The sequence below is a fragment of the Metabacillus sp. YM-086 genome (assembly GCF_048059995.1).
GTDB classification, from domain to species: Bacteria; Bacillota; Bacilli; order Bacillales; family Bacillaceae; genus Metabacillus; species Metabacillus litoralis_B.
This window is the reverse complement of record NZ_JBLUOI010000003.1, coordinates 82,960-105,137: the sequence shown is the minus strand read 5'-3', so window position 1 is coordinate 105,137 and position 22,178 is coordinate 82,960. Positions and strand designations below refer to the sequence as shown.

Genomic DNA, 22,178 nt, shown 5'->3' with positions numbered 1-22,178 from the left:
TGAACGACATTACTCACTCTTTTCCTGCCACTTTTGTCGTTCATCCCGCTTATGAACGACATTACTCGCTCTTTTCCTGTCACTTTTGTCGTTCATACTACTGATGAACGACATTACTCTCTCTTTTCGTATTACTTTTGTCGTTCATACTACTAATGAACGACATTACTTTCTCTTTTCGTATCACTTTTGTCGTTCATACTACTGATGAACGACATTACTCACTCTTTTCCTGCCACTTTTGTCGTTCATCCCGCTTATGAACGACATTACTCGCTCTTTTCCTGCCACTTTTGTCGTTCATCCCGCTTATGAACGACATTACTCTCTCCATTCGTATCACTTTTGTCGTTCATACCGCTGATGAACGACATTACTCTCTCCATCCGTATCACTTTTGTCGTTCATACCGCTTGTGAACGACATTACTCTCTCCATCCGTATCACTTTTGTCGTTCATACCGCTAATGAACGACACAACTTACTCCCTCCGTATCACTTCTGTCGTTCATCTCCCACAGAGCCAACAAAAAATGGACCGATATAATAGGTCCATTTTAGATATTTGAATTCAATCCATCGCTAAACCCTTCAATAAAGCCCTGAATCATATCTGGAGTCTCAAGGATTAACAAAGACACAATGACTCCAATGCCAATTCCTCTTAATAAGGCATTATTTTTCGAACGGCCAGTGAAATACAATATTAAGCCAGTTACTAGTATTATTAATGGGATCACATACACGATTAATGTAAGCATTTTTCCTCCAAAAAAATTTATTTATAAAACATGTTTATACCCATTCAGAACCATATTGGCGGATAAATGCAAGATCCTTTTCATAATGGTCTAAATGTCCTTCATCGATCATCTTTTGAAAAACGGTGTCACCTTCACTCGCTTTTCTTTTCATGTAGGCACATAATCCCTCTAATCGCAGCAAGACCATGTCTAAATATCCTTCTTCGATAGCTTCACCGTACGATTTAAAAAATAATTTAACTCTTTGTTTGATACGATCGGCATGCTGTGACGAGTGATAATGAACTAGCTCTCCTGCTTCAGCTTGATAAACTCTACTTAATGGAACACAAGTGTAAAGTGTATATGCGATATCCCAAATTTTTGGGCCAGGAGCCGCAACATCAAAGTCGATTATACCGACTGGTTTTTTATGATTGAACACAATGTTATATATTGCAAAATCATTATGACACATGACCTCAAATGGTTCAGGTGTGTGATCCATTGACTGCCTGCTTTCTTCAAGAGGAAAATCACGAACGGCATCATGATAAAGTCGGAGCATTCTCGCAATTTCTGATAGTACATAATCAGACCACATATATTGTTTTAAGGGGTAGTTGCCAGCTTCTCCTTCAATAAATGATAAAATCTCTCTTCCTTTTTCATCAATACCTAAAAACTTTGGTGAATAGTTGTACCCTTTGTTTTCTAAATGCTTTAATAGCTTGTGAATTTTCGTGCTTTCTGGCTTTACCTCACGCCGAACCGTATCTCCGGAACGATATACGTTTGAGACATTTCCTCCGGTTAGCATCTTTTCGTTTTCGTATTGACTCATTAAAGTTTCCTCCAAGACTAGAGACATGCCGCTTGAGCTCAGTTTATCTAGGCTTTTATACTTTTATTATTTGAGTATCATGTGCAAACTCAACATTTATACCAGAATCTTGTAACTGTGCTTCTAATTCTTTGAAATCACTAAAACTTAATCCATTAGGCTCTTCAATATGTGTTAATAATACCTTTTTTGCATTAAGAATCTTGACTACTTCTAACGTCTCTGTAAAAGTTGCTTCTTCCTTGAAAACGGGATGATCCTTAGGCATTAGCCTTTCACCCGTTAATGGATGAAATTCAAAAATCCCCACTGGTAAAATGGCAAGATCAACATCTAATACCTCTTTTTCGGGTTTCCAATTATTTAATTCATCCATAGCAATAAGTATTTTTTTATTTTCACTTTCAAGTATAAACGCATACACATAATCCTCCGCCAAACGAAATGGAGAAATTTTTGTCCCATTTAACGAAAAACTTTCACCGTCTCTCAATTTCTTTATATCAGCAAATCCTTGATAGGCAAAGAAATTTAAATGGTCTCCACTACCAAGAAATGTTTTGAAATCCTTTTCTACCTGATCAGGAAGGTAAATGTCTATTTTTTTATGCTGAGGAGGTTCATTAATCCAATCTGCACTTAACGATTCAATAATTCTCCTGCCCATTACATGATCTGGATGCCAATGTGAATAAGTAATTCCACTAACCTCATTGATCGTAGAGCGATTTATTTGATGATAAATATCTTCTGGTGTATCAATTAATAGATTAGGACCATGAACAAAAATACTCGGACCCATTCTACTATAAGGCACCCCTTTATCTCTAGCTTCTGAACAAACGTGACAATTGCATAATGGTCGTGGTATGGTGATTGCCCCACCAGTTCCAAGAAATTCAATTTTCATCTTTCAATCCCCCTTCATTGAACGTCAGCGACTACCTTTTCACTCTCTATTGCATTCAGAATAAACAAATCAATTAATGATCACTCAGAAATTCTATCATAGTGTGATATGCTTTTTTTGTAGATTCTAGATGATAATTCTTAGAAAACGGATCGCTAAATCCATGTAATCCATTAAGCATAAGTGCGTTTACACTTGTTTCTTCTAGTTTTGTTATCAATGAATCAACATCAAACGAAATTTCTTCTTGAGGGAAAAATAATAATGTAGGACAAGACGGTACAAGGTCTAAGTAGTCTCTAATACGCGAACCATAATATCCAACAACTCCGTTAATAGATTCATGATTACTGCACAACCATGCAATCGTTGCTCCAACGCTAAAACCGACAATGAAAATTTTTGAATAATTGTCCTTAACTTCCGAGAGTAAAGAATGAATCATTCCTGTAGCTTTATCAAAGCCAATGTTGTTTATAAAATGACGATAAGCAATATCTTCTTCCAAATATGTAAAAGGCTCCTCTTGTTCGATTAAATTAGGACAAATCACATCATACCCATGTTGAAAGAAGGAATCACACACCCCTTTTATATGGTCATTTAACCCATAAATTTCATGAATAACGATTATAACTTTTTTCGAATGTTTATGTTTTGCGATCACGATAAACCTCACAGACCTTTTTTATCCATTTTACAGAATATACCAAAGAAGCACACCTCTTTTAACAAGTTGTGCTTTAAGAAATTTCTGTGTGAAAAATACTATTTCTTCAACACTTCTTGAAATGATTAGGAGACGAATATTATCTACTATTATGTAAAACCTAAAAACAAGAAATGTTTTCTGGAGTGATTATATTGATGATTACCAACATTTTCAGAATGGCCACCCCAGTTGTCATGTGGGGTATTGTCTTTCTTTTTTTACCAAAACAATCTTTAAAAAGGTATCTGCCTGTTTCACTATTTTGCTCGTGCCTATTATTAATAGAAACACTCCTAAGCATGGTATATAAATGGTGGAAAGTAAAAGGAGGTACCAAAAATTTAGTTTTTGACGCCTTAACCTTTATTTTTGGGCTTTTTTTTACAACTAATCTTTGGATTTTTCATTTTACATATGGAAAATTCCCTTTATATGCTATATGTAATTTATTTATGGATCTTATTTTTGCTTATCCATTAAATATTTTTTTTCAAAAAATTGGACATTATAAGCTAAAAAAGTTCAATTCAACCACTCTTTTTATGATTTCTTATGCACTAGCTCTTTTAAATTATGGTTTTCAAAAATTTATGGAAAAGCAAAACACTCAAAAGACAAATGACAATACTCCTACAAAAGACCTTTCATAGGTCTTATTTCATTTTCTTGGGTTAAATCTGTACGCAACTGTTTCATAATCGGAAACGCTTCTACCCATTGCTCTTTATTTATTAACTCTTGTATTGTTTCCATAGGTGAATGAATCATTTAAACACTCCTAGAAAGTTTTAAAATATACATTCCATTTAAAGCTCGGTAATTCCTTCTGAAGATACGAAAAACCGTATTTTTAAAGCTCTCTCCATAAACGCTCAATTGTTACTTCATTATTTTTATAGGTTAATAGAAACACATCTGGATTAGTAAGATCCTTCCAGCAATGAAAACCAAAGCTGTTATCATAGTTTTTTAGTAGTAGAGAGAGTAAATTTCCGTGAGTTGCGATTAATGTGTTTTCCGTTTCACTTTTAAATAGTTCATCAACAAGCTGCCCTATTCGGTCCATAGCTTCTTTACTTGACTCTCCCCCTTCATATTTCAGGTCCAAATCTTCATATGTTTCTTTAAGTTTTTCAAGCCAGTCAGGCAAATTCCTTGTACTAAGTATGCGTTCGGATAAACGTTCATCAATTTCCACCTTAATGTTTTTTTCTTTACTTATTGGAACTACTGACTGAATGGCACGTATATAAGGACTTGATATGATTCTATTTATTCTAGTAGTCGAGAAAAAATCAGATAAGGATTTTGATTGAATCAATCCTTTTTCAGTTATTTTTGAATTCGAATCTTGTCCCTGTGCTTCACAATGTCTCACAACATATATTTTTTTCATATGATGTTTCCTCCAAGTTCTCTTTAACAGGTTAGCTTTTTAGAAATATAATTTACCCTTCAGTTAATGACATACGAAAATTTTCTATCAGCTAGTCATTAAGACTATTTCACCTCATTTGCATATCTCTTTTGCAAGTCAACATAAGCACCTACGATACGATTAGCAATCTTTTTGTTAACTGGATATTTCTCCGTACCTGCCCATGGAACAACAACACTAAATGCAATCTCAGGTTTATTAGATGGATAGTAGCCAACAAAATTTAGATTATTCGTTTTTCGTCCCCAATAAGCTCGCTTAGGACCATAGTAAAGAGTTTGAGATGTTCCTGTTTTTCCAGCAACATCGTAATCAAACATGTTCTTAGCCGTACCTGAAGTTACCACTAGTTTAAATCCTCGTTGAACACGGTTAATGTCTTCCTCTGAGTTATTTACTTTATTTAAAATTTCCGGCTCCTTATCTATTGCCACCGGTCCTAATCCTGCTTCTTCTATAGGACTATGAATACTTGTAACGATTCTTGGCTGTACACGGTAACCACCATTAGCGATAACCGCAACATATTGGGCCAGCTGTAGAGGTGTATATGTGTCAAATTGTCCTATTGCAATATCAAGTAATTTACCTGCATTATCTGGAGTATTTATAAGACCAGAAGACTCTTGAGGAAGATCAATTTCTGTTGACACACCTAAGCCGAACTGAGCAAAGTAATTTCTTAACTTTTGAAAATCTTCATTAGAAGCATTGAATGGACCATTTTCTACATATTTTATATCCGCTATTCTCATCGCAACATAAAACATGTAGACATTTGATGAGCGTTTTAAGGCATCTAAATCATTTACATAGTTTAGCTGACTATAAGATCCTTTAGGTGGAGTTCCTTTAAAGTATAAGGTTTTATCAAAATATCCTTTTCCGTGAGACATTCCGTCTTGATATCCTGCTAAAACCGTTGCCCCTTTTACTGTTGAGCCTGCCTCATATTGTGTAGAGAATGTTCCGTATGCAAAGTCCAACATCTCTCCAGTATTTTCAGGGTCAATTTGTTTTCCAGCCATTGCTAAAACATCTCCCTGATAAGGATCCATCATAACAACAAAGGCTCTATCCATTAAGAAATTACCAGACGATCTTCTAGCAGCACGTAATTCTTCTTCTAGAATTTCATCTACCTTCTGTTGAAGTTCAATATCAAAAGATAGCTTTAAATCATAACCTCTACTTCCTTCATGTACAACTTCTTCTGAAATAACGTTTCCATTTTTATCTGATATGTACTCAATTTTCGCTTTTTTAGAATTCAGATAATCTTCGTATTGATATTCAAGATAACTTTTTCCAACACGCTCGTTTCTAGCATAATCTCGTGCATTGTAATAATCTTCACGGGATTGTAAAATACCTTCTTCTGGTGAGGTTACTTTCCCAAAGATTGTTTTTAAAGATTCATAGGGATACGCTCTGTCCCAATCTGTAATCACATCTACCCCTGGTAATTCTTCAAGGTGCTCAGCCACTCTAGCTAATTCCTTATCTGTTAAATTTAAAGACTTAACGACCTGTGGTTCATATTGATAACCAGACGAGAAACGAGTGAATATATAGGCGAGTTCTTTTTGATCCACGTTTTCTTCAATCGCCTTTATTTCCTCTTTAGGCACCCGATCAACTTGTAATTTGTAAGTTTGCGATGGTTCTAATTCTAACTCTTCTTTTTTTAGCAGTTTCTTTGCCTCTTTAGGGTGAGAAGCTAACCAGTAATCACGTATATCACGCTCTTTAAGCTCTTTCTTTAAGTAGTCAGAGTCATAATGAATATATTTTGCTAAATTAATAGCCGTTGAGAGTTTGTCAGAGGTTTTTGTTGTTTTGTCTACTGTATACGTAATCGCTGGAACACTTTTATTATCCACGACAATCCGATTATATCGATCATACATTTTTCCACGAGGAGCTGGTAAATTTGCATAGTCAGATTCAGTACGTGACACCTCTTTTGAAAAGGTCTCTCCTTGGACGATTTGCACCACTCCAAGTCGAACAATTAATGCGACGAACATCATAAAAATAAGAAAGAAGAAAATGTTCGTTCTTATATATGTGGACCTTTTTACCTTTCTATTTTCTTCAGAAATTGTTTTTTCCTTTTTCAATATGAACCCAACCTTTTATTTCTAGTATTCTAGTTACCTAAAAGAATCACCTAATTATTTACAATGTTAAATTATACCATAACTTTGACAAAAATTTATATCAATTCAATATTTGAGCAGATTTTTGATAGTAAATGCGACTTACTCCACATAACAATCCTTGTCTGTATTCAATCAAAAAGCGCCTTCTGTTAAGAATGGCGCTTCTGCATTACTTAAGGTATAGCAACTTTTACATCACAAATTAAATTTGGCTTATTTCATCATTTAATGCATTAATAAGTAAAACAGTATACTCATTCGTCTATCTTAAACCATTTTGTTTTACTTATTACTCTTTTGCTTGCTTAAGCGCAGCTTCTACATTAATTAAGCCATCACCATAAAGAACATCCTTACCAGGTTGTCCAAGGTCAGTTGTTGTCTTTCTTATAATGGTCATAACTTCATCATTTGTAAGGGCAGGATTTGTGGATCGAATTAAGCCTGCTAGTGCACTTACATGGGGAGCAGCCATTGATGTTCCAGAAAGAGCGGCATATTGATGACCAATATACGTGCTAGGAATATTAACGCCAGGTGCGACGACATCAACATACGTTCCAAAGTTTGAAAACTCGGCAAAATTCCCGATGTTGTTCACTGCTGATACACTAAAAACTTCAGGGTAAGCAGCTGGAAAGGCCGTTTGATCTGTATGGTCATTTCCTGTTGCAGCTACAATCATCACATCTTTTTCGAACGCATAGGCTACTGCATCTCTCATAATATCTGAGTACTGATAATTTCCTAAGCTCATGTTTATAACATTTGCCCCATGGTCAACCGCCCAAACAATTCCTTTTGCAATATCAAAGGAACTTCCATATCCATCTGCATTCATAGCTTTAATTGGCATAATTTTATTAAACCAAGTGATTCCTGCCACGCCTAGTCCATTGTTTGTCTCTGATGCGATAATTCCTGCAACATGTGTTCCATGACCGTTATCATCATTTGGAGGACTATTTTCATCCAACACGTTATAGCCATCCACTAGTCTATGTCTTAGGTCAGGATGGTTCAAATCCACGCCACTATCTATAACAGCAATTATATTTTCGTCACTTCCTGTGGAGATGTTCCAGCCTGCTTCAGTTTGAATCATCGGTAAATTATATTGATAATCTCGGTAAAGCAAATCATTTGGCTGCTGATTCTGCATGTATAAAAAATTTGGTTCAGCATAAATAACATCGTCTCTTTTAGAAAAATAAGAAACTAAATCAAACGGACTTTTAAGATCAGATTTAAAAATATAAGAGGTATGATGGCTACTTTGAAGCTTTCCGTTAATATCTCGGCTAATTTTCGCCAGCTCTTGTGCAGAAAGGGAAGCTTTAAATTTAACCGTAACTTCATCATGATAAAAATGGCTGCGTAACCGTGGACTGTGATTAATGGTTAAAATAGCGGGATGATTATTCAGTTCCTGTTCAAGGGTCTCATTCAATGTAATTGAATCAATTTTATTTATCTGATTCTCCGTGTTTGTATTAAGATGCTTGTAATTTGATTGTTCAATAGTAGGATTTGAGGTAAGATTATTGCTTGATTGATTGTGATCCTTTCTTGTATTACTAAGGGTGATTGTACCAATGATCAGCAATACAATAACTGCCGTTACAACTAAACCTCTTATTTTCATTTTTAGCTCTCCTTAGTAGATATTTATTTACCAAGATAGTTTCAGCCAAAAACTAATTTATATACGAATATTCATCCTGATAAGACCAAACATAAAAAAAGATCTATTAGTATGAAATAGAAAAAAGGAATCAGCTTAAAAACTAATTCCTTTCTTGTCCTTTATCATTCGATAACGCTGATCATGTTTCCATTTATGTCGGTTAAATCAAAACGCTTAGGCTCACCTGTTCTTAAGTCAGATACAACGACCTTCTTTTCAATAAGCATATTTCTAACTTCTTCCACATCTTTTACAACATAATTAAATGGGGTGTATGTCGTAATAGGTTGAAAGTCAGGAATTTGGACAAGATGAAAACCACAATTCGGCGCAATTGAAAGCCCGCACATTCTATCGTTTTTCCAACGTAAATCAAAAGAAAATATTTCTTGATCCATAATAATGATTCTTCAAGATTCCTGACAGGAAGAAATACAGCATCAATACGCTCAACAAATTTTCCAGTTACTTGTTCCGTCATTTTACAGATCTCCTCTTTCGCTAAAATTTAATATGTAAAAATAACCAAAATCAGTAAAAATAAGGCGATTATTCGATCCTAAAAATACATTTTTAGTAGTGAATATAGTAGTACTGTCCTGATTTAGGGTCGTACTGAAATAGGGAGTAAAAATCTTCTGGCTTTACTTCTTCTTCATACTCCATATCAATTTGAACATATTCCCATTCCTCATCTAATAATTGATCTATCGTTAAGGATATATTTTTGTCTGCTAAAAGCTTTTTAATATTTAAGGAGTCTTTAAGGTTATACTTAAAGTAAGTAAATGGCCCAAATTCCTCAGTATCACCATTTTTCAAAACAAATTCAAACTTCCATTTAAAGCTGCTGCCGGATGATTTTTTAAAACCATCACTAGTTATTTTCCCTTTTAAATAGGCATGTTTTACATCAGACCATGGAATTTTTTCTTTTTTTCCTAAGGTACTGATAATGAGCTCATCTTGATTAATCGCTTTATAATCATCATTTATCATCACTGAAATGAGGATGGTAAAGATAAGATTAATAATAAACGTATATCTGAGTGAATGTTTACTGTTCTTCCAACCTAACACAAAAATGCCGGCGAATGACATAAATGTTATAAGTGAAACAAATACAATCGTATAACCTAACCATCCTTCTGAAATATTTGCAAAATAAATATTCCCTGGACCTGCTAGTCGCTCCAGTTTATTGCGACCCAATGAATCTACAAAATTAAGTAAAATCGGGGTTATGATGGTCAATAATACATATACTCGCACTCTTTGATTAACAAACAAAGAGCGTAAATTAGATACCTTAAATTTAATAGCTGATTTTCCTTTAAATATTAAAAGTGCAAGAATTAAGGGGAAGATCCCTAATATTAAATACATAATAAGTGTTATAACAATGGGTTCTCCATAACCCATTCCAATTGATACAGCGCCAAAAATGACTGAGATGATCAACAAAAGGACACCAAAAGATTTCCTTATCTTTATTATCAAAGATGATACCCCCTTCCCCTTTTATACGAATGAGTATCCATTGAGGATTCAGTTAATGAGTAAACAGTCCAAAAGTCGGAGTGTAGGTTCTGGGATTTTTATAACAGAGGTACTTTGTTTTTAGGTCTTGTTTACTTTTCGACCATTATAATTACTTGTTTTTCCTAGAAAAACAAAGGCAACAAGCAACGTAATCATACTACTAACAAAGAAGCCCACTGCGTATGTAGAAATATTCTCTTCCGATACTCTATCATTAATCTCTAATCCTAAAAAATGGATTCCGATACCATCACCATCAATATTTGTTCCAAACGACCTTAATTCTAGTCCTTTGTTTACCAACTGAAAAGCAATGAAAATAAGAAAAATAAAAACAATCCAACGAATAATTGCATTCATTTTATAGCCCACCTTTACAAAAATAAGAAAGTTACCATTTTTGATGTAGCTTTTTCGTGACACTAAATTCGCAAGTAATCAGTATACCCGGTTTTATTAATTTGAGATAAAGGGTGATTTTTGTATGTACTCTAGACTTTTAACTTGGTTAATGATAAAAGTCGCTATATCTTGATTTGTTATTGTAGTACCCGGCATATCTAATAGATTTTCTTTTATAAATCCCTTTTCCATGCCATCAACTATAAATGGAAGCCTAATTAGTGTCCACTTAATTAACGTGTTACGGCTAAGAATTTGCCATTCCTTTTTCTTATCGGTCATCATATTAGAATAGATACATTCAAACATCTTTGCTCCCACTCTGTTCATAAAGCTCTTTTTATCTCCATTAATAGTTAAAGAGCCACCTGTAACCCCAATATAACGATCAATTTGTAATTCAGCCATTACCTCAAGTATCATTTCCGTTAATTACTATAAATCGGTTTCTCTCTGATTGGCTGGCCAAAAGAATTAATAACTACTTGACAATCTATTAGTAGTTTTTGAATATCCTCCAAATTTTGCACATTTCCTTCTACTATCTCAATCCTTTCGTCTCTGAAGCTTAACTTTGCTGGATTTCTAACAAGCATACGGACTTGATAACCGTTTTCTAACGCTCTAGAAGCAAGATAACGTCCTACCTTCCCCGTCCCACCAATTATAGCTATCTTATAAGACTTATCCATAACTGTCCCTCTTTTAATCAATTTAAGATCACTTATACTCTGTTTTAGCTTAAGTTAAGACTCAATATCAGATAAAAACATTTAATCGTTCCTAATATGGTGTATCTTTAAGTTAAACCAAATAGATCGCCAATTCTTCTTCGCTATTCGATCTTCATAAACCTCTACACGTTCTTTAGATTCTAGAAAGAAAGGTGTTGGCTTGACTTCTAAATTTACAACATCATTAATTCCGTGTGGAGCTATTAATTTTATATGGCCTTTTTCATCTAACTTTAAGCCAAGAGATGTAGCTGTTTCTGGAAATTTTGATATCGCATCTACAGAAGATAAATATGGAGGTAAATTACTTTTTAAATGCATTCTTGCTTCGTTCTTTACCGACCAAGGTACATCTGCCATTATGGTTTTTAGTTTTTCCTCAAGCATCTTTTCCTCTACTTCATTTATATTAGTAGAATCAAAGTAGATCACATCAACATCTGGAAGTCTCGTCCTTTCATTAAAATGATGAAGCGTGTCCCATATTTTTGAGCGAATAAATCCAGCACATATCCACCAATCCGGTAAGCCTAACATTCTTACAGATTTTAAGATCTCCATCATCCATTTATCCTGTTGTACAATTGAAATAATTTCTTTTTCATTCATTCTAAAAACCCCTATAAAAATTTGTAAAATTAACTTTGATATCCAAAAAATAATCATGCTATTCGATATTTACATTCGCCATTTTACCAATTAATCCCTTTCTTTTTAACATAAAGCTATGTTAGTAAGATATAGTAAATAAGAAATAATAATTTTGTAGAATTTTGTTGAAATATAGGATAAAAGTCTTTAAAATCCTATATATAGTTGATAAAGGCAAACTTATCGAAAGGTAAGGACGCAAAGCTACGAGTCTAAAGTCTTAAAGACTATGACAGTCGGGTTGCCAATAGTTTATAGATTATATAATGATTGATTGGTAACCCATTTATTAATGGGGGGATTATTATGAAGGATACTGAGATACAAGCTGCAATAAAAAAATTTAATCAATTATTAATGAGGTACCCTGATTCAAAGGAATCATCATTTTATTTCACTAATTTTCTTAAACAATTTCTAAGAGTGAAAAGCACAGCATCAGAAATTTGTTTAGTCTCATTTGTGACAATCATTAAACATGAAAAGCCAGAAGTATTCTATGAAATTCGTAAACGTGGAGAATATGATAATGTCATGAACTTTATCATCCATCTTACTACTGACTACGAGAAGGCTAAAAGTGATTTGAACAAACTAGCCAATGGTTCAAGAGAAATAGTAATTGTCCAATAAGCACTGATATTTTGAAGCATATCGTTATATAAAATACTAAAGTTTTATTTGTATTTTGGCATCTATAACGATTTTTGACGATCATATATTGATAAATTTTAAGGAATGATTAGAATTGAGTAATGAATGGATTAAATTAGTTGAGCAGTTAGAAAAAGAAGGAATCACACCAAAAGACGCAAATCAAATGATCCGCGGATACCAAATGATTAAAATGGTAATGAAAACCGTAAATGACATTGGAGAAGAAGAAGAATAGGATTTTTATCAATTGACGCGATGTAACTAATGAGTACTTTGTTTACATAAAGAAGACGATCATTTATGAAAAATGATCGTTTTTTTATTACGTATACCAAGCATTTTTAGGTCTGTTTTCAGGGAAACCCACTTTTTCTCGATATGCTTTTCTCTCTTCAGTGAAATCAAACCATTGCTTATGGCATTTCGGGTTATTAGCATAGTGAACAACACAGCGAATTTGATCTTCAACACAGCTGTCAGTCCATACAGTTAACTTTTGTTCTTGTTCATCAAAAAGAGCAGCAGGATTTTTATCTTTGATTTCTGTTAATGAAAAAATATTTAATTTATAAACCAATTTTTCAGCTAATTTGTAACCAATAGAGGGTACAGTTTGAAATTCTGCTAAACCTTTTAAAGCTTTAGCTCTTGTGTTCGATATATTCAACATTTGAGCAATTTGTTCTGTATCAAAAGTATATAACTCATTTACACGAACTTTTACTCTTCTAAGCTGGGATTTTTCCTCGTCAGATAGAGGCAATTTAATAGATACTCCCATTATTATCCTCCTATTTTGCAGCCAAACCTTCTTAATTTTTATATAGAGAATTCTTTTTCAGGCAATCCTAATATGTCTGTATTTTCTGGAACATGACCAAGCTGACGTAACATTGCAACTATTTTTCCTTTATGATGCGATTCGTGTGTAATTGAATGGAAAAGTAATTGATGGGGAGTTTTGCTTATAGCCCCACTGCCAGCTTTCCAGGCAGGCTCTTTTTCAATAAACTCATCAAGTTTGTTTTTGAATTGTTCGAAAACTTTTTCTACATAGTTATCAGCTTGTTGAAAATAGCGTTGAATATCATCTATTTTCATTTTATAAATAGTTTCCTTTGCAAGTAAAGGAGATGATGTTTCTGAAAGGACAAAAGAGCCTAACCAAGCATGATAGCAGCCCGCCACATGAACAAGAGAATCTCTAATACTCTTAAAACCAAAATCAAACTCTTTCGTCATATCCTCTTTATTCAGTTCTCTACACTGATCTAACAAAATCTGACGTGTTTGTTTGACCCATTCATATTCTATCTTCTCCATAGATCCTCCCACCCTTTTCCACTGGAAAATTTCCCCTATTATTATACACTAATATACATGATCATTACACCTAATGAAGATGAAATCTATCCTTACAAAACACCCTAGTTAATCCATAGATTCTTTAATTTTAATTTAATATACAAACTCTCTTAAACCAGATCACTCTTATCCTGCCCAACTATTCGTCTACGGACAGCGTATACTAATCTATGTATATGTCATACCTCTATCCCTAATCTAAAAGTAAGACTTCATCACCTACTTGAATTCGTCCTGTTTTTGTAACAGAAGCATAAACCCCAAAATGATTATTTCTTTCTTTTGCAACCGTTTTAAGTAATGTGGCATCCTTTTCAGCATTTTCAGGATTAACTGTAATAATCATACATCTCTCGCAATGCCTTTTTAATTTTATTTCAACTTCATTTCCAATTTTTATCTGTCTGTTAAACCATTCCTCTTCAATAAACGGAATTTTTTCATTCAAGTCTATTAGTAAATTCGGTCGGAAACGTCTGTGTTCCACATTTGTTTTTCCCCACATTTCCTTTAATCTATTTAGGGAGGCATCCGTTACCAGCTGAATATGTTCTTCTTCGATTGCTCCTAATGGTACGTGTGACGGGGTAAACGTAATCGGTGAAATTTTACACTTAGATTTTTCTTCTATTTCTTTCGTGAGTTCTTCATTTCCCCAGCTAAACACCTTGCCTTGCGGAGTAATTACTTCAACATTTGGATAATCTTCTTGCGATTCCTCTCCAACAAATCTTGCTTTATATCTAGCCATTTCAGGAAACTGCGTGATCGTTAAAAACTTCCCTTGTCTCGTTTTATCTAAAAAGGCATGACTACGGTCGCCGTATAAACCATATTCCATAACTTGTGTTTCTTGTACATTCTCTCCATAAAAGGATTTTACAGGATGGCGAATAATTTCTTTAATATAACCTATTAACATTGTAATACCTCTCATTATTTTAATTTTTGATACACTAAAAGTATAACAACATTTGGTAAAATACGCCTTTCTTTCATATAGCGTTGAACTACTTTCCCTCAACCCTCAATCATAAAGCCTACTATTTGACATCCTTCATAATCTCTCATATTTAAATGATCCTGACAATTAATATGAAAAAGAGTAGTATTTTCATAGATACTACTCTTTTCTGTGTGTATGGCTCGTTAATCCCTGAATTCAGATTAATGCTCCCTAAACATTTATGTCATGATTTAAAACTAATCTTGGTATACTTTTTGAGCTTCATATTTAAATCCACAATACTGATAATTTTGTTTTTTGTACATTTCTCTCGGAGTGTCTTCTCCATCTGCTATTAAAATTACCGTCTTTTCGGGAAATCTTTCCATTACAAATTTTTGTAGTCTACTTGCTATTCCTTTGTTTCGGAATTCTTCTTCAACAGCTAGGTTATCTATTTCTGCCGTTTCACTTGAGATAATGATATCAACATAGCCTGCTGGATTTCCTTTATAATACGCCAAGACCTGCAGAATATGGGGTTCTTTAAATTGACGCTTAATAAGGTCTTTTTTTTGTTTTGCAAACTCACTTCCATACTCTAAATCATGCTTATACTGGAGAGCAAGATATAATTCTACGTTTTTTTCTGTCACTGCTTCAATTTGTATATCAGGATTATTCGTTAATGCTGGGAAGTCTTTTGGTAGAATAGCAAATAATTCTATAAACCCAATCTCATAGCCTTCATCCGTCAGGTAAGCATTAAGTTCTGTTGTTGGTTTTTGATTAGCAGGAAAATAAAACTTAACATGCTTTTGACCGTTATTCTGATGATATTCTCTTAGGTACTTTTCAACTGGTTTAAATTCAGGTAATGTTGGTAATTTCTTAAACTCTATAAAATTACTATCATACCTAACTAACATCTCAGGATAATGAAAGTGTCTATATAAATCATTTTCAGCCACTATTTTTCCAAGCGTATAAATATCTTCAAATGATACTTTTTCCATTGAGTTTTTTCTCCTAATTTTGAGTTCTTTCCTCTATTTTACACCAACCAATACAGCTCGTTACATCTCATGCAGAAAATTAAGTCAAATCTCGTTGATAAATCTTCAACTCTAACTACTTGTGACCATGCTTTTACGACGATATACGCTTAATACAATTCCTATTAAAACAGCATTAAACAGAGTTGGCATGAATCCGTAGCTAATAAACGGCAGGGACATTGAAGTCATAGGGAATATCCCAAATACCATTCCGATATTACAAAACAACTGCACTGCATAAAGTGTTACCGCCCCTACAAGAAGAAGTTTGCCATATGAATCATTTATTTGATGAAAAACCACGACAATCCTTGCTACGAATAGTGAGAGAATAATGACAAGGATCATGGCAAACATCCAGCCGTAATAATAAGTAAAGGTAACAAAAACAAAATCTGTATGAGCCTGAGGAATAAACTCACTTCCTGTTGAGTTTCCAAACCAGCCTGCATTATAAATGAACTCTTTTGCATATAAATAAGGATAACCAGCACCTGTTGCATATTTTTCAGGGTTTAAAAATCCCAATATCCGATCTTTTAGATATAAAGGCATATATCTCCAGGATAATCCTGCTATTATAAATAAAAAACTAATCATACCTCCCCAAATAATGTAGATTGTTTTTCGATTAAATTTACTCCATCCTAGCATAGAGATGACCATGACAATGTATATGAAGGTTGTAGCTATACTATTTGCAATAAGAAACAAATAGGTAGAAACAAAAAATAATAAGGAAAAATGCCACACCTTTAACTTTCTATTATGAAAAAATGAAGCCCATGCAAAGAAAAAAAATGGTACTGCCATCAAGCTTTCTAGTGTAATAGGTCCAATTCTTAAAACAGGAAGCCCACCAATAGTGGTGTTTGTGAAGGTCAACATTGAGAAAAGCATCAAAATACCTAGTGTATAGAAGAACCATCCTAGCTTGATTAACTTTTTATAATCAAATAGCATTAGACCTATAGCTATTAAACTTCCAAGAAAAGTAAAGACGATCTTATATGTAATAAAATGTCCTTCGTCCATATAACCTAGTGGAAATAATGGTAAAAAACCTAAACATAAAGTTGTTACTAACAAAATAATACTCAACCAATCTACTCTCGGTCGATGAATTTTATTAAATTGTCTACCAAGTTCAATCGGACTTCCCATCTGTTCAATGGCCATTTCTTCAGCTTCTGATTCATCTATTCCCTTTTCCATCCATCCTTTCTTCCCTTGTGTTAAATGAAAATCTAGCTCTTTGGTAACATATTCTCTTGCTTCCTTTGATTTAATATGAGTGGTGACTTCACTTAAGAAGATATGTTTTTTATTTTTCAAATTCCCTCACCCCTCTAATAATTCTCTTAACACAACAATTTTTTTTACGCTGTTTTTTTCAGCCTTTTGTAACAGTTTTCTACCCTTATTATTCAGTTGATAATGTTTTCCTTCTGAGTCATCCCATCTAGTTATTAAACAATTATTATGTTCTAAACGATGCAGCAGAGTATAAATAAATCCTTCATTGTCCTCAAATTTAAGGATACCTCGTCCTCGTATGTGCTTTAATAGATCATATCCCGTTTTTTCATGAACAAGAAGCTGCATAACAGCTAAGAACACTTCATCATCACTACTATTTAGTTTCTTCATTTTATTTCGAACATTATGTTGATGTTTTTCTGTAAATTCCAACTGTTTAAACGCCGTTTTCTCCATTGACTTTCGAAGCCCTTTTAAACGATCTTCCATTTTTTATTCCTCCAAACTGTCTTTTAATAGTTCCTTGGCTCTTTTGAGACGTGTTTTTACAGTGCTTTCCTTTATTTCTATTAATAAGGCAATTTCTTTAATCAATAACTCTTCGTAATAATAGAGATAAATCACTTCTCGATATTTAATTGGCAGGTTCATCACTGCAGATACGAGTCTATGATCTTCGTCTTTTTGTATCAGTGTTTGCTCAATTGTTTCTCTATTGCTCGACGTTTCTATTGATTTCTCTTCTGCAACAATTACGTTTTTGTTGTACCAACTTTTCAGGTAATCTTTACAATGATTAATGGCAATTCTCCATATCCAAGTTCTTAGCTTTGATTTTTTATTAAATGTTGGATAAGCCTTATAACATTTAATAAAAATCTCCTGTGTTAGGTCCTCAGCTACTGCTTTATTGTTTACATAAGAATAGACGAGTTGTAATATTTCCTGGCCGTACCTTTTCATCATCTCATCAATCACTTCGTCTACATTCTCATTTTGAGTACTTTCTACTATTATTTCCTGCACATCTGTCCCCCCTACTTACATCTTAGACGAAGACCACCTTAAAAAAGTTTGTATTATTGAGAATTTTATCTAAAACATTCTCCATTGCCTATTTATAATGATAGAATCTCACTTGATAATCTAAAAACATTCTTTATGCTACATCATTCAGAACTTGTGTTTTTTAACAAATTCTATCCAAAAATTTCTAAAACTCCCCACAAACCTTACCATGTTATCGTATTATTTAATAAGTATTTTTTACTATTTCCTTCAGACATAAAGAAAGTGAGGGGAACACTAGTGAATGATGAGCAGATCATAACTATGTTAGAAACACTCAGAAAATATAAAGAATGTGAAATTACACATCGAATTCAAAATCACCTCATTAAATTTAATGAAAAATCGAACCGTTTTGAAATAACTAATTTGGAAACCGATTGTACAAAAAGTTATGATGAAATTAGTGAGATTTCTAATGTAATCAATAGAATGATACATAATATCTGATGACTAAAAGCATGAACCTACACCCTGTTTTTTTGACACAATTGTTAATTCTTAAGAGCTTTTTTGTTTTAGAGTTGTCGTTTGCATCTTCGTATGTAATTTTGTATATCTTTATAAAAATCAGGTAAAAATAAGGATATGAACTCAAATCAAAAATTCTATTATAAAGCACATACACACGGAATAATAAAATTTATGTTATGGATCTACATTCTTACCTTTTCAGTAGGAATACTTACCTTTTATTTAAGAGGTGAGTTAACACAAGGAAATTTTTATTTCTTCACGAAAACAAGTTTCATCTATCTTATTATTTGTTTTCTTTTATATTGGGCAATTAAAAGTCAAAAGTTAATACTAGTAGAAGATCATTTAATTCTTACCATTTTTGGATGGAATCGATATAAAATATCCATTCATGATATCGAAAAGTGCGAATATGGAAAAATAAATGGCGAAAAAGTAATTCAAATCACTCTAAACAAAAAGCTAAAATGTGCTTTCCCCTATTATCCATTTCAAAAAGCTTGGGAAGAAATAAGTGTGACGATTAAAGAAAAAAACAAAAGCATTCAGTTATATCTATAAATTTGTTCTTACATGCCCCTGCCTCTAAGTTAAATTCATCTATTTCTACATCTTAAACGGAAAGAAGCACCAATCCCACCTTCTGGGATTGGTGCTTTTATCTGATAAAAATTAAATCTTATTTATAATGGTACTTGAATGATAAAGGTTGTCCCCTGAGTTTGAAAACTCTCAACCTAACATTTTTCCGTTGTGATTGTTTTCAATAATATTTTAGTCATCATCAATCTAGTCCTGTTCCATTCATTCTTCTTCAGTATCTTTAATCTTATCCTTTTTTATTTTTAGTCCTATTTAGATTACGCTAATTTGTCTAAAATTAAACCTATAATTAAGTATTACCTATTTAAATAATGGAATCTTACCATCGAAAGTTCACTTCGGTTTATACACTATCGCTTTTTTGCTGTATTAGACCAAAACTCAGTCCAACAGGGTCTATCAAGTAGGCTAGATAAAAGTGATCAAATTCCATTTTATCCCTTACAATGACAGCGCCATTGTTTTTAGCTTTCATTATTGCATCGTCTATTGAATCTACTTCAATTTGTATTCGAGTTCCATGAGGAAAATCATTGGGTCCCCTCGCAATTCCGCCATTAATTCCAGGTACATCATTATTTCCTGTTGTCATACTCCAATAATCCCATTGAGGGTCTGCAACTTCCCAGCCAAAAACGTTAGAATAAAAGTCAGCTGCTTTTTCAGGTTCTTGACTATTTAATTCAAATCCAATTACTCTAGGCATTGCAATTCCTTCTTTCTCTAAAAATATTTTAATTAATATAAATTAATTTCCATATTTTAAAGGAGATACCTCTTTTTTTGTTACTCGTTATTGAAGGAAAAATATCATATTCATTCATTCTTATAAAATAATAAATATTCCTGTAACTAAGGAATTTTCAGAATAGATTTTCTTTTTAAAATAACTTATAATAAAAAAGGTTTGTGTATAAAAACACTTGCGATCACACCCTAAAAGGAGGTAGATAAAATGACAATACAACAGGAAATTACAGTAGAAACAAACGTTCAAGCGCCCGTTGAAAAGGTGTGGACGTTTTGGACAGATCCAATACATATTACAAAATGGAACTTTGCTTCAGATGAATGGCACTCTCCTTTTGCTGAAAACGATTTAAGAGAAGGTGGAAAATTCACTTCAAGAATGGAAGCAAAAGATGGTAGCTTTGGCTTTGATTTTGGTGGAGTTTATGATGAAATAAAATTACATGAGGTAATCGCTTATACAATGGAGGATGGCAGAAAAGTAAGAATCTCTTTTAAGGACAGAGCAGGTGAAACTGAAATAATTGAAACTTTTGATGCAGAAACTAGTCATTCCATTGAGGTACAACAGCAAGGATGGCAAGCGATCTTAAATAATTTTAAAAAATATGTAGAAACAAACAAATAAAATAAATCTCTATTCAACCCTTTTAATCCTTCAAAATTATAGGTGGGGTATCTGTTATTAATATAGATCTACAGACACCTCCATTTTCTCATTTAATTTTACTTCTAAGATAATCCTCGAATGTAAATTTGCCCATTTTCCGAAGAGAATTGGTATTCTCCCCATCAGAAAAAGCCTTAAAAAGTTTTCCTGGAAAAGATATGCTTAACACCTTCTTATTCTCGTTATTTATTTTGATTTTTAAGTCAGCCATTTCTTTTAATGTTACAAGATCAGGACCACCGAAATCCTCTATTTTACCTTGAGGACCTTTATCGACTATACCTATTAGATGATTGCAAATTCATTTACATCCACGCTTTGACATTTAATGTTACCTGGAACAATATATCTTTTAAGAACAGATCTTGATAGAAATAAATCATCAATGAAATGGTGAAACTGAGTAGAACGTACAATCGTATGTGGGATCGAGCTATTTTGCAGCAAAGTTTCTGCTTCAAGTTTATGTTTATAATAGTTTAATGGTATTTCATCTATCCCAACAATTGAAGGATAAATAAAATGTTTTATGTGTTTTGCTCTTCTTAATAACTCATTAAAACCTGAAACCTCAACAACCTTTGTATGCTTATTCGGACTTGTAGCTGAGTGAATAATAACATCCACATCTCTTTTACTGCTTCTTCTAAGCCTTCACCTGAAAATAAATCGCTATAAATCCACTCGAAATGCTCATTTCCTTTAGGCTTTTTTCTAGAAGTTATTTTAACTTTATAATCGGAACCTTTTAATTGATTAAGTAAAGCAGAACCAAGATGACCTGTTGAACCAGTAACAAGTATCCTCAACTACAACACTCCTACTCTTAAAAATACTCAATCATGTAAGCACTTATTATTCCCTCTCTCTTGCTCGTTGTGTATCTCTAATATTTTTTTGTACGGTAATCGCAGCAAACAAAGAAAGTGCAAAGGCCATAGCATAAAAACCCTTTTCACTAAGTGTGATACTAGTAGCATTGTATAGTCCAATTGCGATTAACGATATTGCAATAACCAATGCTAACCAACTAATACCATAATAAATGTTAGTAACAGGTATTCCTTCATCTTTATCTCTTACTGCCTTTTGCAAGGATATTGCTGCATATAATCCAAATACTAAAATGGCAAAATAATACCCTTTTTCATTCAATTGCATTGTTGCATTGAATAGGCCAATCAAATAAGCCGTTACACCAATTAATAATGCTGACCAAGAAGCCCCCTTGAAAGCAGCAGTTGGCTCACCCTCCACTCTTTTTATTTCGATTTTATGTTCCTCCGGTTCATTTTTTTCTAGCATTCCTTCTTTATTGTTTAACAATGTAACCCCTCCCGTATACTTTTATAAATACTATAGCCCACTTAAATAAATATATTTTAGAGTTATAGATACTAAACTCAAATTGACACGAGGAATGAATAAACAATTCATATCATACTCGTATCCAGAGTCAAAAACTTTTTCAAAGGCTTCCTGCTATTATTAAATAA

General features: G+C 33.2%; 30 protein-coding genes and 1 riboswitch. Of the genes, 5 read left to right on the top strand and 25 right to left on the bottom strand.

The window, feature by feature from the left end; genetic code table 11:
• Positions 1-557 precede the first annotated feature (557 nt).
• From ACEWK1_RS02410 to ACEWK1_RS02395, 4 genes are all read right to left on the bottom strand, one after another.
• Positions 558-761: a hypothetical protein gene (locus ACEWK1_RS02410; protein ID WP_121662003.1), complete on the bottom strand. Its 204-nt coding sequence runs from the start codon at positions 759-761 to the stop codon at positions 558-560.
• 34 nt (positions 762-795) lie between these two features.
• Complete coding sequence (locus ACEWK1_RS02405) at positions 796-1,587, bottom strand: phosphotransferase (protein WP_416635596.1); 792 nt, start codon at positions 1,585-1,587, stop codon at positions 796-798.
• A gap of 55 nt (positions 1,588-1,642) precedes the next feature.
• Entirely contained in the window at positions 1,643-2,497 is an 855-nt protein-coding gene (locus ACEWK1_RS02400) for an MBL fold metallo-hydrolase (RefSeq protein ID WP_121662005.1), read from the bottom strand.
• A 73-nt stretch (positions 2,498-2,570) separates the two neighbouring features.
• The gene (locus ACEWK1_RS02395) at positions 2,571-3,164 is read right to left on the bottom strand and encodes a dienelactone hydrolase family protein (RefSeq protein ID WP_212138230.1); all 594 of its coding nucleotides are present in this window, start codon (positions 3,162-3,164) and stop codon (positions 2,571-2,573) included.
• Positions 3,165-3,364: 200 nt separating this feature from the next.
• On the opposite strand from ACEWK1_RS02395, the gene ACEWK1_RS02390 reads away from it, so the two are divergent.
• Positions 3,365-3,859 (top strand): hypothetical protein, encoded by a 495-nt coding sequence (locus ACEWK1_RS02390; RefSeq protein WP_212138231.1) that lies wholly within the window; start codon positions 3,365-3,367, stop codon positions 3,857-3,859.
• Here the strand turns inward: ACEWK1_RS02390 and ACEWK1_RS02385 are convergent.
• The 10 genes from ACEWK1_RS02385 to ACEWK1_RS02340 all read right to left on the bottom strand — a co-directional run bounded on the left by ACEWK1_RS02385 (position 3,840) and on the right by ACEWK1_RS02340 (position 11,786).
• The gene (locus ACEWK1_RS02385) at positions 3,840-3,977 is read right to left on the bottom strand and encodes a hypothetical protein (RefSeq protein WP_416635593.1); all 138 of its coding nucleotides are present in this window, start codon (positions 3,975-3,977) and stop codon (positions 3,840-3,842) included. The genes ACEWK1_RS02390 and ACEWK1_RS02385 overlap by 20 nt on opposite strands.
• A gap of 82 nt (positions 3,978-4,059) precedes the next feature.
• The gene (locus tag ACEWK1_RS02380) at positions 4,060-4,605 is read right to left on the bottom strand and encodes a histidine phosphatase family protein (protein WP_416635591.1); all 546 of its coding nucleotides are present in this window, start codon (positions 4,603-4,605) and stop codon (positions 4,060-4,062) included.
• Between the two features lie 104 nt (positions 4,606-4,709).
• Positions 4,710-6,680: a peptidoglycan D,D-transpeptidase FtsI family protein gene (locus ACEWK1_RS02375; RefSeq protein ID WP_416635650.1), complete on the bottom strand. Its 1,971-nt coding sequence runs from the start codon at positions 6,678-6,680 to the stop codon at positions 4,710-4,712.
• A 421-nt stretch (positions 6,681-7,101) separates the two neighbouring features.
• On the bottom strand, positions 7,102-8,457 hold the full coding sequence (locus ACEWK1_RS02370; RefSeq protein ID WP_416635589.1) for a S8 family peptidase: 1,356 nt from the start codon (positions 8,455-8,457) through the stop codon (positions 7,102-7,104).
• Between the two features lie 164 nt (positions 8,458-8,621).
• Positions 8,622-8,897, bottom strand: coding sequence for a hypothetical protein (locus tag ACEWK1_RS02365; protein WP_416635587.1), 276 nt, complete (start codon positions 8,895-8,897; stop codon positions 8,622-8,624).
• A 175-nt stretch (positions 8,898-9,072) separates the two neighbouring features.
• Entirely contained in the window at positions 9,073-9,999 is a 927-nt protein-coding gene (locus tag ACEWK1_RS02360) for a hypothetical protein (protein ID WP_416635585.1), read from the bottom strand.
• A 120-nt stretch (positions 10,000-10,119) separates the two neighbouring features.
• The gene (locus ACEWK1_RS02355; RefSeq protein WP_251394512.1) at positions 10,120-10,401 is read right to left on the bottom strand and encodes a hypothetical protein; all 282 of its coding nucleotides are present in this window, start codon (positions 10,399-10,401) and stop codon (positions 10,120-10,122) included.
• Between the two features lie 96 nt (positions 10,402-10,497).
• Positions 10,498-10,851: a hypothetical protein gene (locus ACEWK1_RS02350; protein WP_416635582.1), complete on the bottom strand. Its 354-nt coding sequence runs from the start codon at positions 10,849-10,851 to the stop codon at positions 10,498-10,500.
• Positions 10,852-10,871: 20 nt separating this feature from the next.
• Positions 10,872-11,135, bottom strand: coding sequence for an NAD(P)-dependent oxidoreductase (locus ACEWK1_RS02345; protein ID WP_416635580.1), 264 nt, complete (start codon positions 11,133-11,135; stop codon positions 10,872-10,874).
• A gap of 81 nt (positions 11,136-11,216) precedes the next feature.
• A complete protein-coding gene (locus ACEWK1_RS02340; protein ID WP_251394514.1) occupies positions 11,217-11,786 on the bottom strand; it encodes a nucleotidyltransferase family protein in 570 nt (189 codons plus the stop codon).
• Between the two features lie 205 nt (positions 11,787-11,991).
• A riboswitch (cyclic di-GMP riboswitch) is annotated at positions 11,992-12,077 on the top strand.
• Positions 12,078-12,134: 57 nt separating this feature from the next.
• Here ACEWK1_RS02340 and ACEWK1_RS02335 point away from each other — a divergent pair.
• Both ACEWK1_RS02335 and ACEWK1_RS02330 read left to right on the top strand, forming a co-directional pair.
• The gene (locus ACEWK1_RS02335; RefSeq protein WP_416635578.1) at positions 12,135-12,461 is read left to right on the top strand and encodes a hypothetical protein; all 327 of its coding nucleotides are present in this window, start codon (positions 12,135-12,137) and stop codon (positions 12,459-12,461) included.
• 115 nt (positions 12,462-12,576) lie between these two features.
• Positions 12,577-12,720: a hypothetical protein gene (locus ACEWK1_RS02330; RefSeq protein WP_162987354.1), complete on the top strand. Its 144-nt coding sequence runs from the start codon at positions 12,577-12,579 to the stop codon at positions 12,718-12,720.
• Positions 12,721-12,807: 87 nt separating this feature from the next.
• On the opposite strand, the gene ACEWK1_RS02325 is transcribed toward ACEWK1_RS02330, so the two are convergent.
• The 7 genes from ACEWK1_RS02325 to ACEWK1_RS02295 all read right to left on the bottom strand — a co-directional run bounded on the left by ACEWK1_RS02325 (position 12,808) and on the right by ACEWK1_RS02295 (position 18,140).
• A complete protein-coding gene (locus ACEWK1_RS02325; protein ID WP_416635576.1) occupies positions 12,808-13,266 on the bottom strand; it encodes a helix-hairpin-helix domain-containing protein in 459 nt (152 codons plus the stop codon).
• A gap of 38 nt (positions 13,267-13,304) precedes the next feature.
• Positions 13,305-13,808 (bottom strand): DinB family protein, encoded by a 504-nt coding sequence (locus ACEWK1_RS02320; RefSeq protein WP_416635574.1) that lies wholly within the window; start codon positions 13,806-13,808, stop codon positions 13,305-13,307.
• A 235-nt stretch (positions 13,809-14,043) separates the two neighbouring features.
• The gene (locus ACEWK1_RS02315; RefSeq protein ID WP_121662016.1) at positions 14,044-14,772 is read right to left on the bottom strand and encodes an MOSC domain-containing protein; all 729 of its coding nucleotides are present in this window, start codon (positions 14,770-14,772) and stop codon (positions 14,044-14,046) included.
• 281 nt (positions 14,773-15,053) lie between these two features.
• Positions 15,054-15,812 carry a GNAT family N-acetyltransferase gene (locus ACEWK1_RS02310; protein WP_416635571.1) on the bottom strand — a complete coding sequence of 253 codons (759 nt, stop codon included), beginning with the start codon at positions 15,810-15,812 and terminating at the stop codon, positions 15,054-15,056.
• Between the two features lie 111 nt (positions 15,813-15,923).
• On the bottom strand, positions 15,924-17,189 hold the full coding sequence (locus ACEWK1_RS02305; protein ID WP_416635569.1) for an FtsW/RodA/SpoVE family cell cycle protein: 1,266 nt from the start codon (positions 17,187-17,189) through the stop codon (positions 15,924-15,926).
• A gap of 6 nt (positions 17,190-17,195) precedes the next feature.
• The gene (locus ACEWK1_RS02300) at positions 17,196-17,603 is read right to left on the bottom strand and encodes a PadR family transcriptional regulator (protein ID WP_212138246.1); all 408 of its coding nucleotides are present in this window, start codon (positions 17,601-17,603) and stop codon (positions 17,196-17,198) included.
• Between the two features lie 3 nt (positions 17,604-17,606).
• The gene (locus ACEWK1_RS02295; RefSeq protein WP_416635567.1) at positions 17,607-18,140 is read right to left on the bottom strand and encodes a sigma-70 family RNA polymerase sigma factor; all 534 of its coding nucleotides are present in this window, start codon (positions 18,138-18,140) and stop codon (positions 17,607-17,609) included.
• Between the two features lie 687 nt (positions 18,141-18,827).
• On the opposite strand from ACEWK1_RS02295, the gene ACEWK1_RS02290 reads away from it, so the two are divergent.
• Positions 18,828-19,220 carry a hypothetical protein gene (locus ACEWK1_RS02290; RefSeq protein WP_416635565.1) on the top strand — a complete coding sequence of 131 codons (393 nt, stop codon included), beginning with the start codon at positions 18,828-18,830 and terminating at the stop codon, positions 19,218-19,220.
• A 385-nt stretch (positions 19,221-19,605) separates the two neighbouring features.
• On the opposite strand, the gene ACEWK1_RS02285 is transcribed toward ACEWK1_RS02290, so the two are convergent.
• On the bottom strand, positions 19,606-19,968 hold the full coding sequence (locus tag ACEWK1_RS02285) for a VOC family protein (protein WP_251405466.1): 363 nt from the start codon (positions 19,966-19,968) through the stop codon (positions 19,606-19,608).
• 249 nt (positions 19,969-20,217) lie between these two features.
• Here ACEWK1_RS02285 and ACEWK1_RS02280 point away from each other — a divergent pair, with 249 nt between their 5' ends.
• A complete protein-coding gene (locus ACEWK1_RS02280; protein WP_121662024.1) occupies positions 20,218-20,640 on the top strand; it encodes an SRPBCC family protein in 423 nt (140 codons plus the stop codon).
• 327 nt (positions 20,641-20,967) lie between these two features.
• On the opposite strand, the gene ACEWK1_RS02275 is transcribed toward ACEWK1_RS02280, so the two are convergent.
• Genes ACEWK1_RS02275 through yiaA form a run of 3 tightly spaced genes read right to left on the bottom strand, consistent with a single transcriptional unit; the run spans position 20,968 to position 21,987 of the window.
• On the bottom strand, positions 20,968-21,309 hold the full coding sequence (locus ACEWK1_RS02275) for an SDR family oxidoreductase (RefSeq protein WP_232273408.1): 342 nt from the start codon (positions 21,307-21,309) through the stop codon (positions 20,968-20,970).
• Positions 21,228-21,491, bottom strand: a complete 264-nt coding sequence (locus ACEWK1_RS02270; protein ID WP_416635562.1) for an NAD-dependent epimerase/dehydratase family protein — start codon at positions 21,489-21,491, stop codon at positions 21,228-21,230. Before ACEWK1_RS02270 ends, ACEWK1_RS02275 begins: the two co-directional genes overlap by 82 nt.
• A gap of 46 nt (positions 21,492-21,537) precedes the next feature.
• Positions 21,538-21,987, bottom strand: a complete 450-nt coding sequence (yiaA, locus tag ACEWK1_RS02265; RefSeq protein ID WP_121664984.1) for an inner membrane protein YiaA — start codon at positions 21,985-21,987, stop codon at positions 21,538-21,540.
• Positions 21,988-22,178 lie beyond the last annotated feature (191 nt).

Coding starts and splice junctions, on each gene's coding strand:
- ACEWK1_RS02410 (WP_121662003.1), bottom strand. CDS start 761: ATGCTTACATTAATCGTGTATGTGATCCCATTAATAATACTAGTAACT.
- ACEWK1_RS02405 (WP_416635596.1), bottom strand. CDS start 1,587: ATGAGTCAATACGAAAACGAAAAGATGCTAACCGGAGGAAATGTCTCA.
- ACEWK1_RS02400 (WP_121662005.1), bottom strand. CDS start 2,497: ATGAAAATTGAATTTCTTGGAACTGGTGGGGCAATCACCATACCACGA.
- ACEWK1_RS02390 (WP_212138231.1), top strand. CDS start 3,365: ATGATTACCAACATTTTCAGAATGGCCACCCCAGTTGTCATGTGGGGT.
- ACEWK1_RS02385 (WP_416635593.1), bottom strand. CDS start 3,977: ATGATTCATTCACCTATGGAAACAATACAAGAGTTAATAAATAAAGAG.
- ACEWK1_RS02380 (WP_416635591.1), bottom strand. CDS start 4,605: ATGAAAAAAATATATGTTGTGAGACATTGTGAAGCACAGGGACAAGAT.
- ACEWK1_RS02375 (WP_416635650.1), bottom strand. CDS start 6,680: ATGATGTTCGTCGCATTAATTGTTCGACTTGGAGTGGTGCAAATCGTC.
- ACEWK1_RS02370 (WP_416635589.1), bottom strand. CDS start 8,457: ATGAAAATAAGAGGTTTAGTTGTAACGGCAGTTATTGTATTGCTGATC.
- ACEWK1_RS02365 (WP_416635587.1), bottom strand. CDS start 8,897: ATGGATCAAGAAATATTTTCTTTTGATTTACGTTGGAAAAACGATAGA.
- ACEWK1_RS02355 (WP_251394512.1), bottom strand. CDS start 10,401: ATGAATGCAATTATTCGTTGGATTGTTTTTATTTTTCTTATTTTCATT.
- ACEWK1_RS02350 (WP_416635582.1), bottom strand. CDS start 10,851: ATGGCTGAATTACAAATTGATCGTTATATTGGGGTTACAGGTGGCTCT.
- ACEWK1_RS02345 (WP_416635580.1), bottom strand. CDS start 11,135: ATGGATAAGTCTTATAAGATAGCTATAATTGGTGGGACGGGGAAGGTA.
- ACEWK1_RS02340 (WP_251394514.1), bottom strand. CDS start 11,786: ATGAATGAAAAAGAAATTATTTCAATTGTACAACAGGATAAATGGATG.
- ACEWK1_RS02335 (WP_416635578.1), top strand. CDS start 12,135: ATGAAGGATACTGAGATACAAGCTGCAATAAAAAAATTTAATCAATTA.
- ACEWK1_RS02325 (WP_416635576.1), bottom strand. CDS start 13,266: ATGGGAGTATCTATTAAATTGCCTCTATCTGACGAGGAAAAATCCCAG.
- ACEWK1_RS02320 (WP_416635574.1), bottom strand. CDS start 13,808: ATGGAGAAGATAGAATATGAATGGGTCAAACAAACACGTCAGATTTTG.
- ACEWK1_RS02315 (WP_121662016.1), bottom strand. CDS start 14,772: ATGTTAATAGGTTATATTAAAGAAATTATTCGCCATCCTGTAAAATCC.
- ACEWK1_RS02310 (WP_416635571.1), bottom strand. CDS start 15,812: ATGGAAAAAGTATCATTTGAAGATATTTATACGCTTGGAAAAATAGTG.
- ACEWK1_RS02300 (WP_212138246.1), bottom strand. CDS start 17,603: ATGGAAGATCGTTTAAAAGGGCTTCGAAAGTCAATGGAGAAAACGGCG.
- ACEWK1_RS02290 (WP_416635565.1), top strand. CDS start 18,828: ATGTTATGGATCTACATTCTTACCTTTTCAGTAGGAATACTTACCTTT.
- ACEWK1_RS02285 (WP_251405466.1), bottom strand. CDS start 19,968: ATGCCTAGAGTAATTGGATTTGAATTAAATAGTCAAGAACCTGAAAAA.
- ACEWK1_RS02280 (WP_121662024.1), top strand. CDS start 20,218: ATGACAATACAACAGGAAATTACAGTAGAAACAAACGTTCAAGCGCCC.
- yiaA (WP_121664984.1), bottom strand. CDS start 21,987: ATGCTAGAAAAAAATGAACCGGAGGAACATAAAATCGAAATAAAAAGA.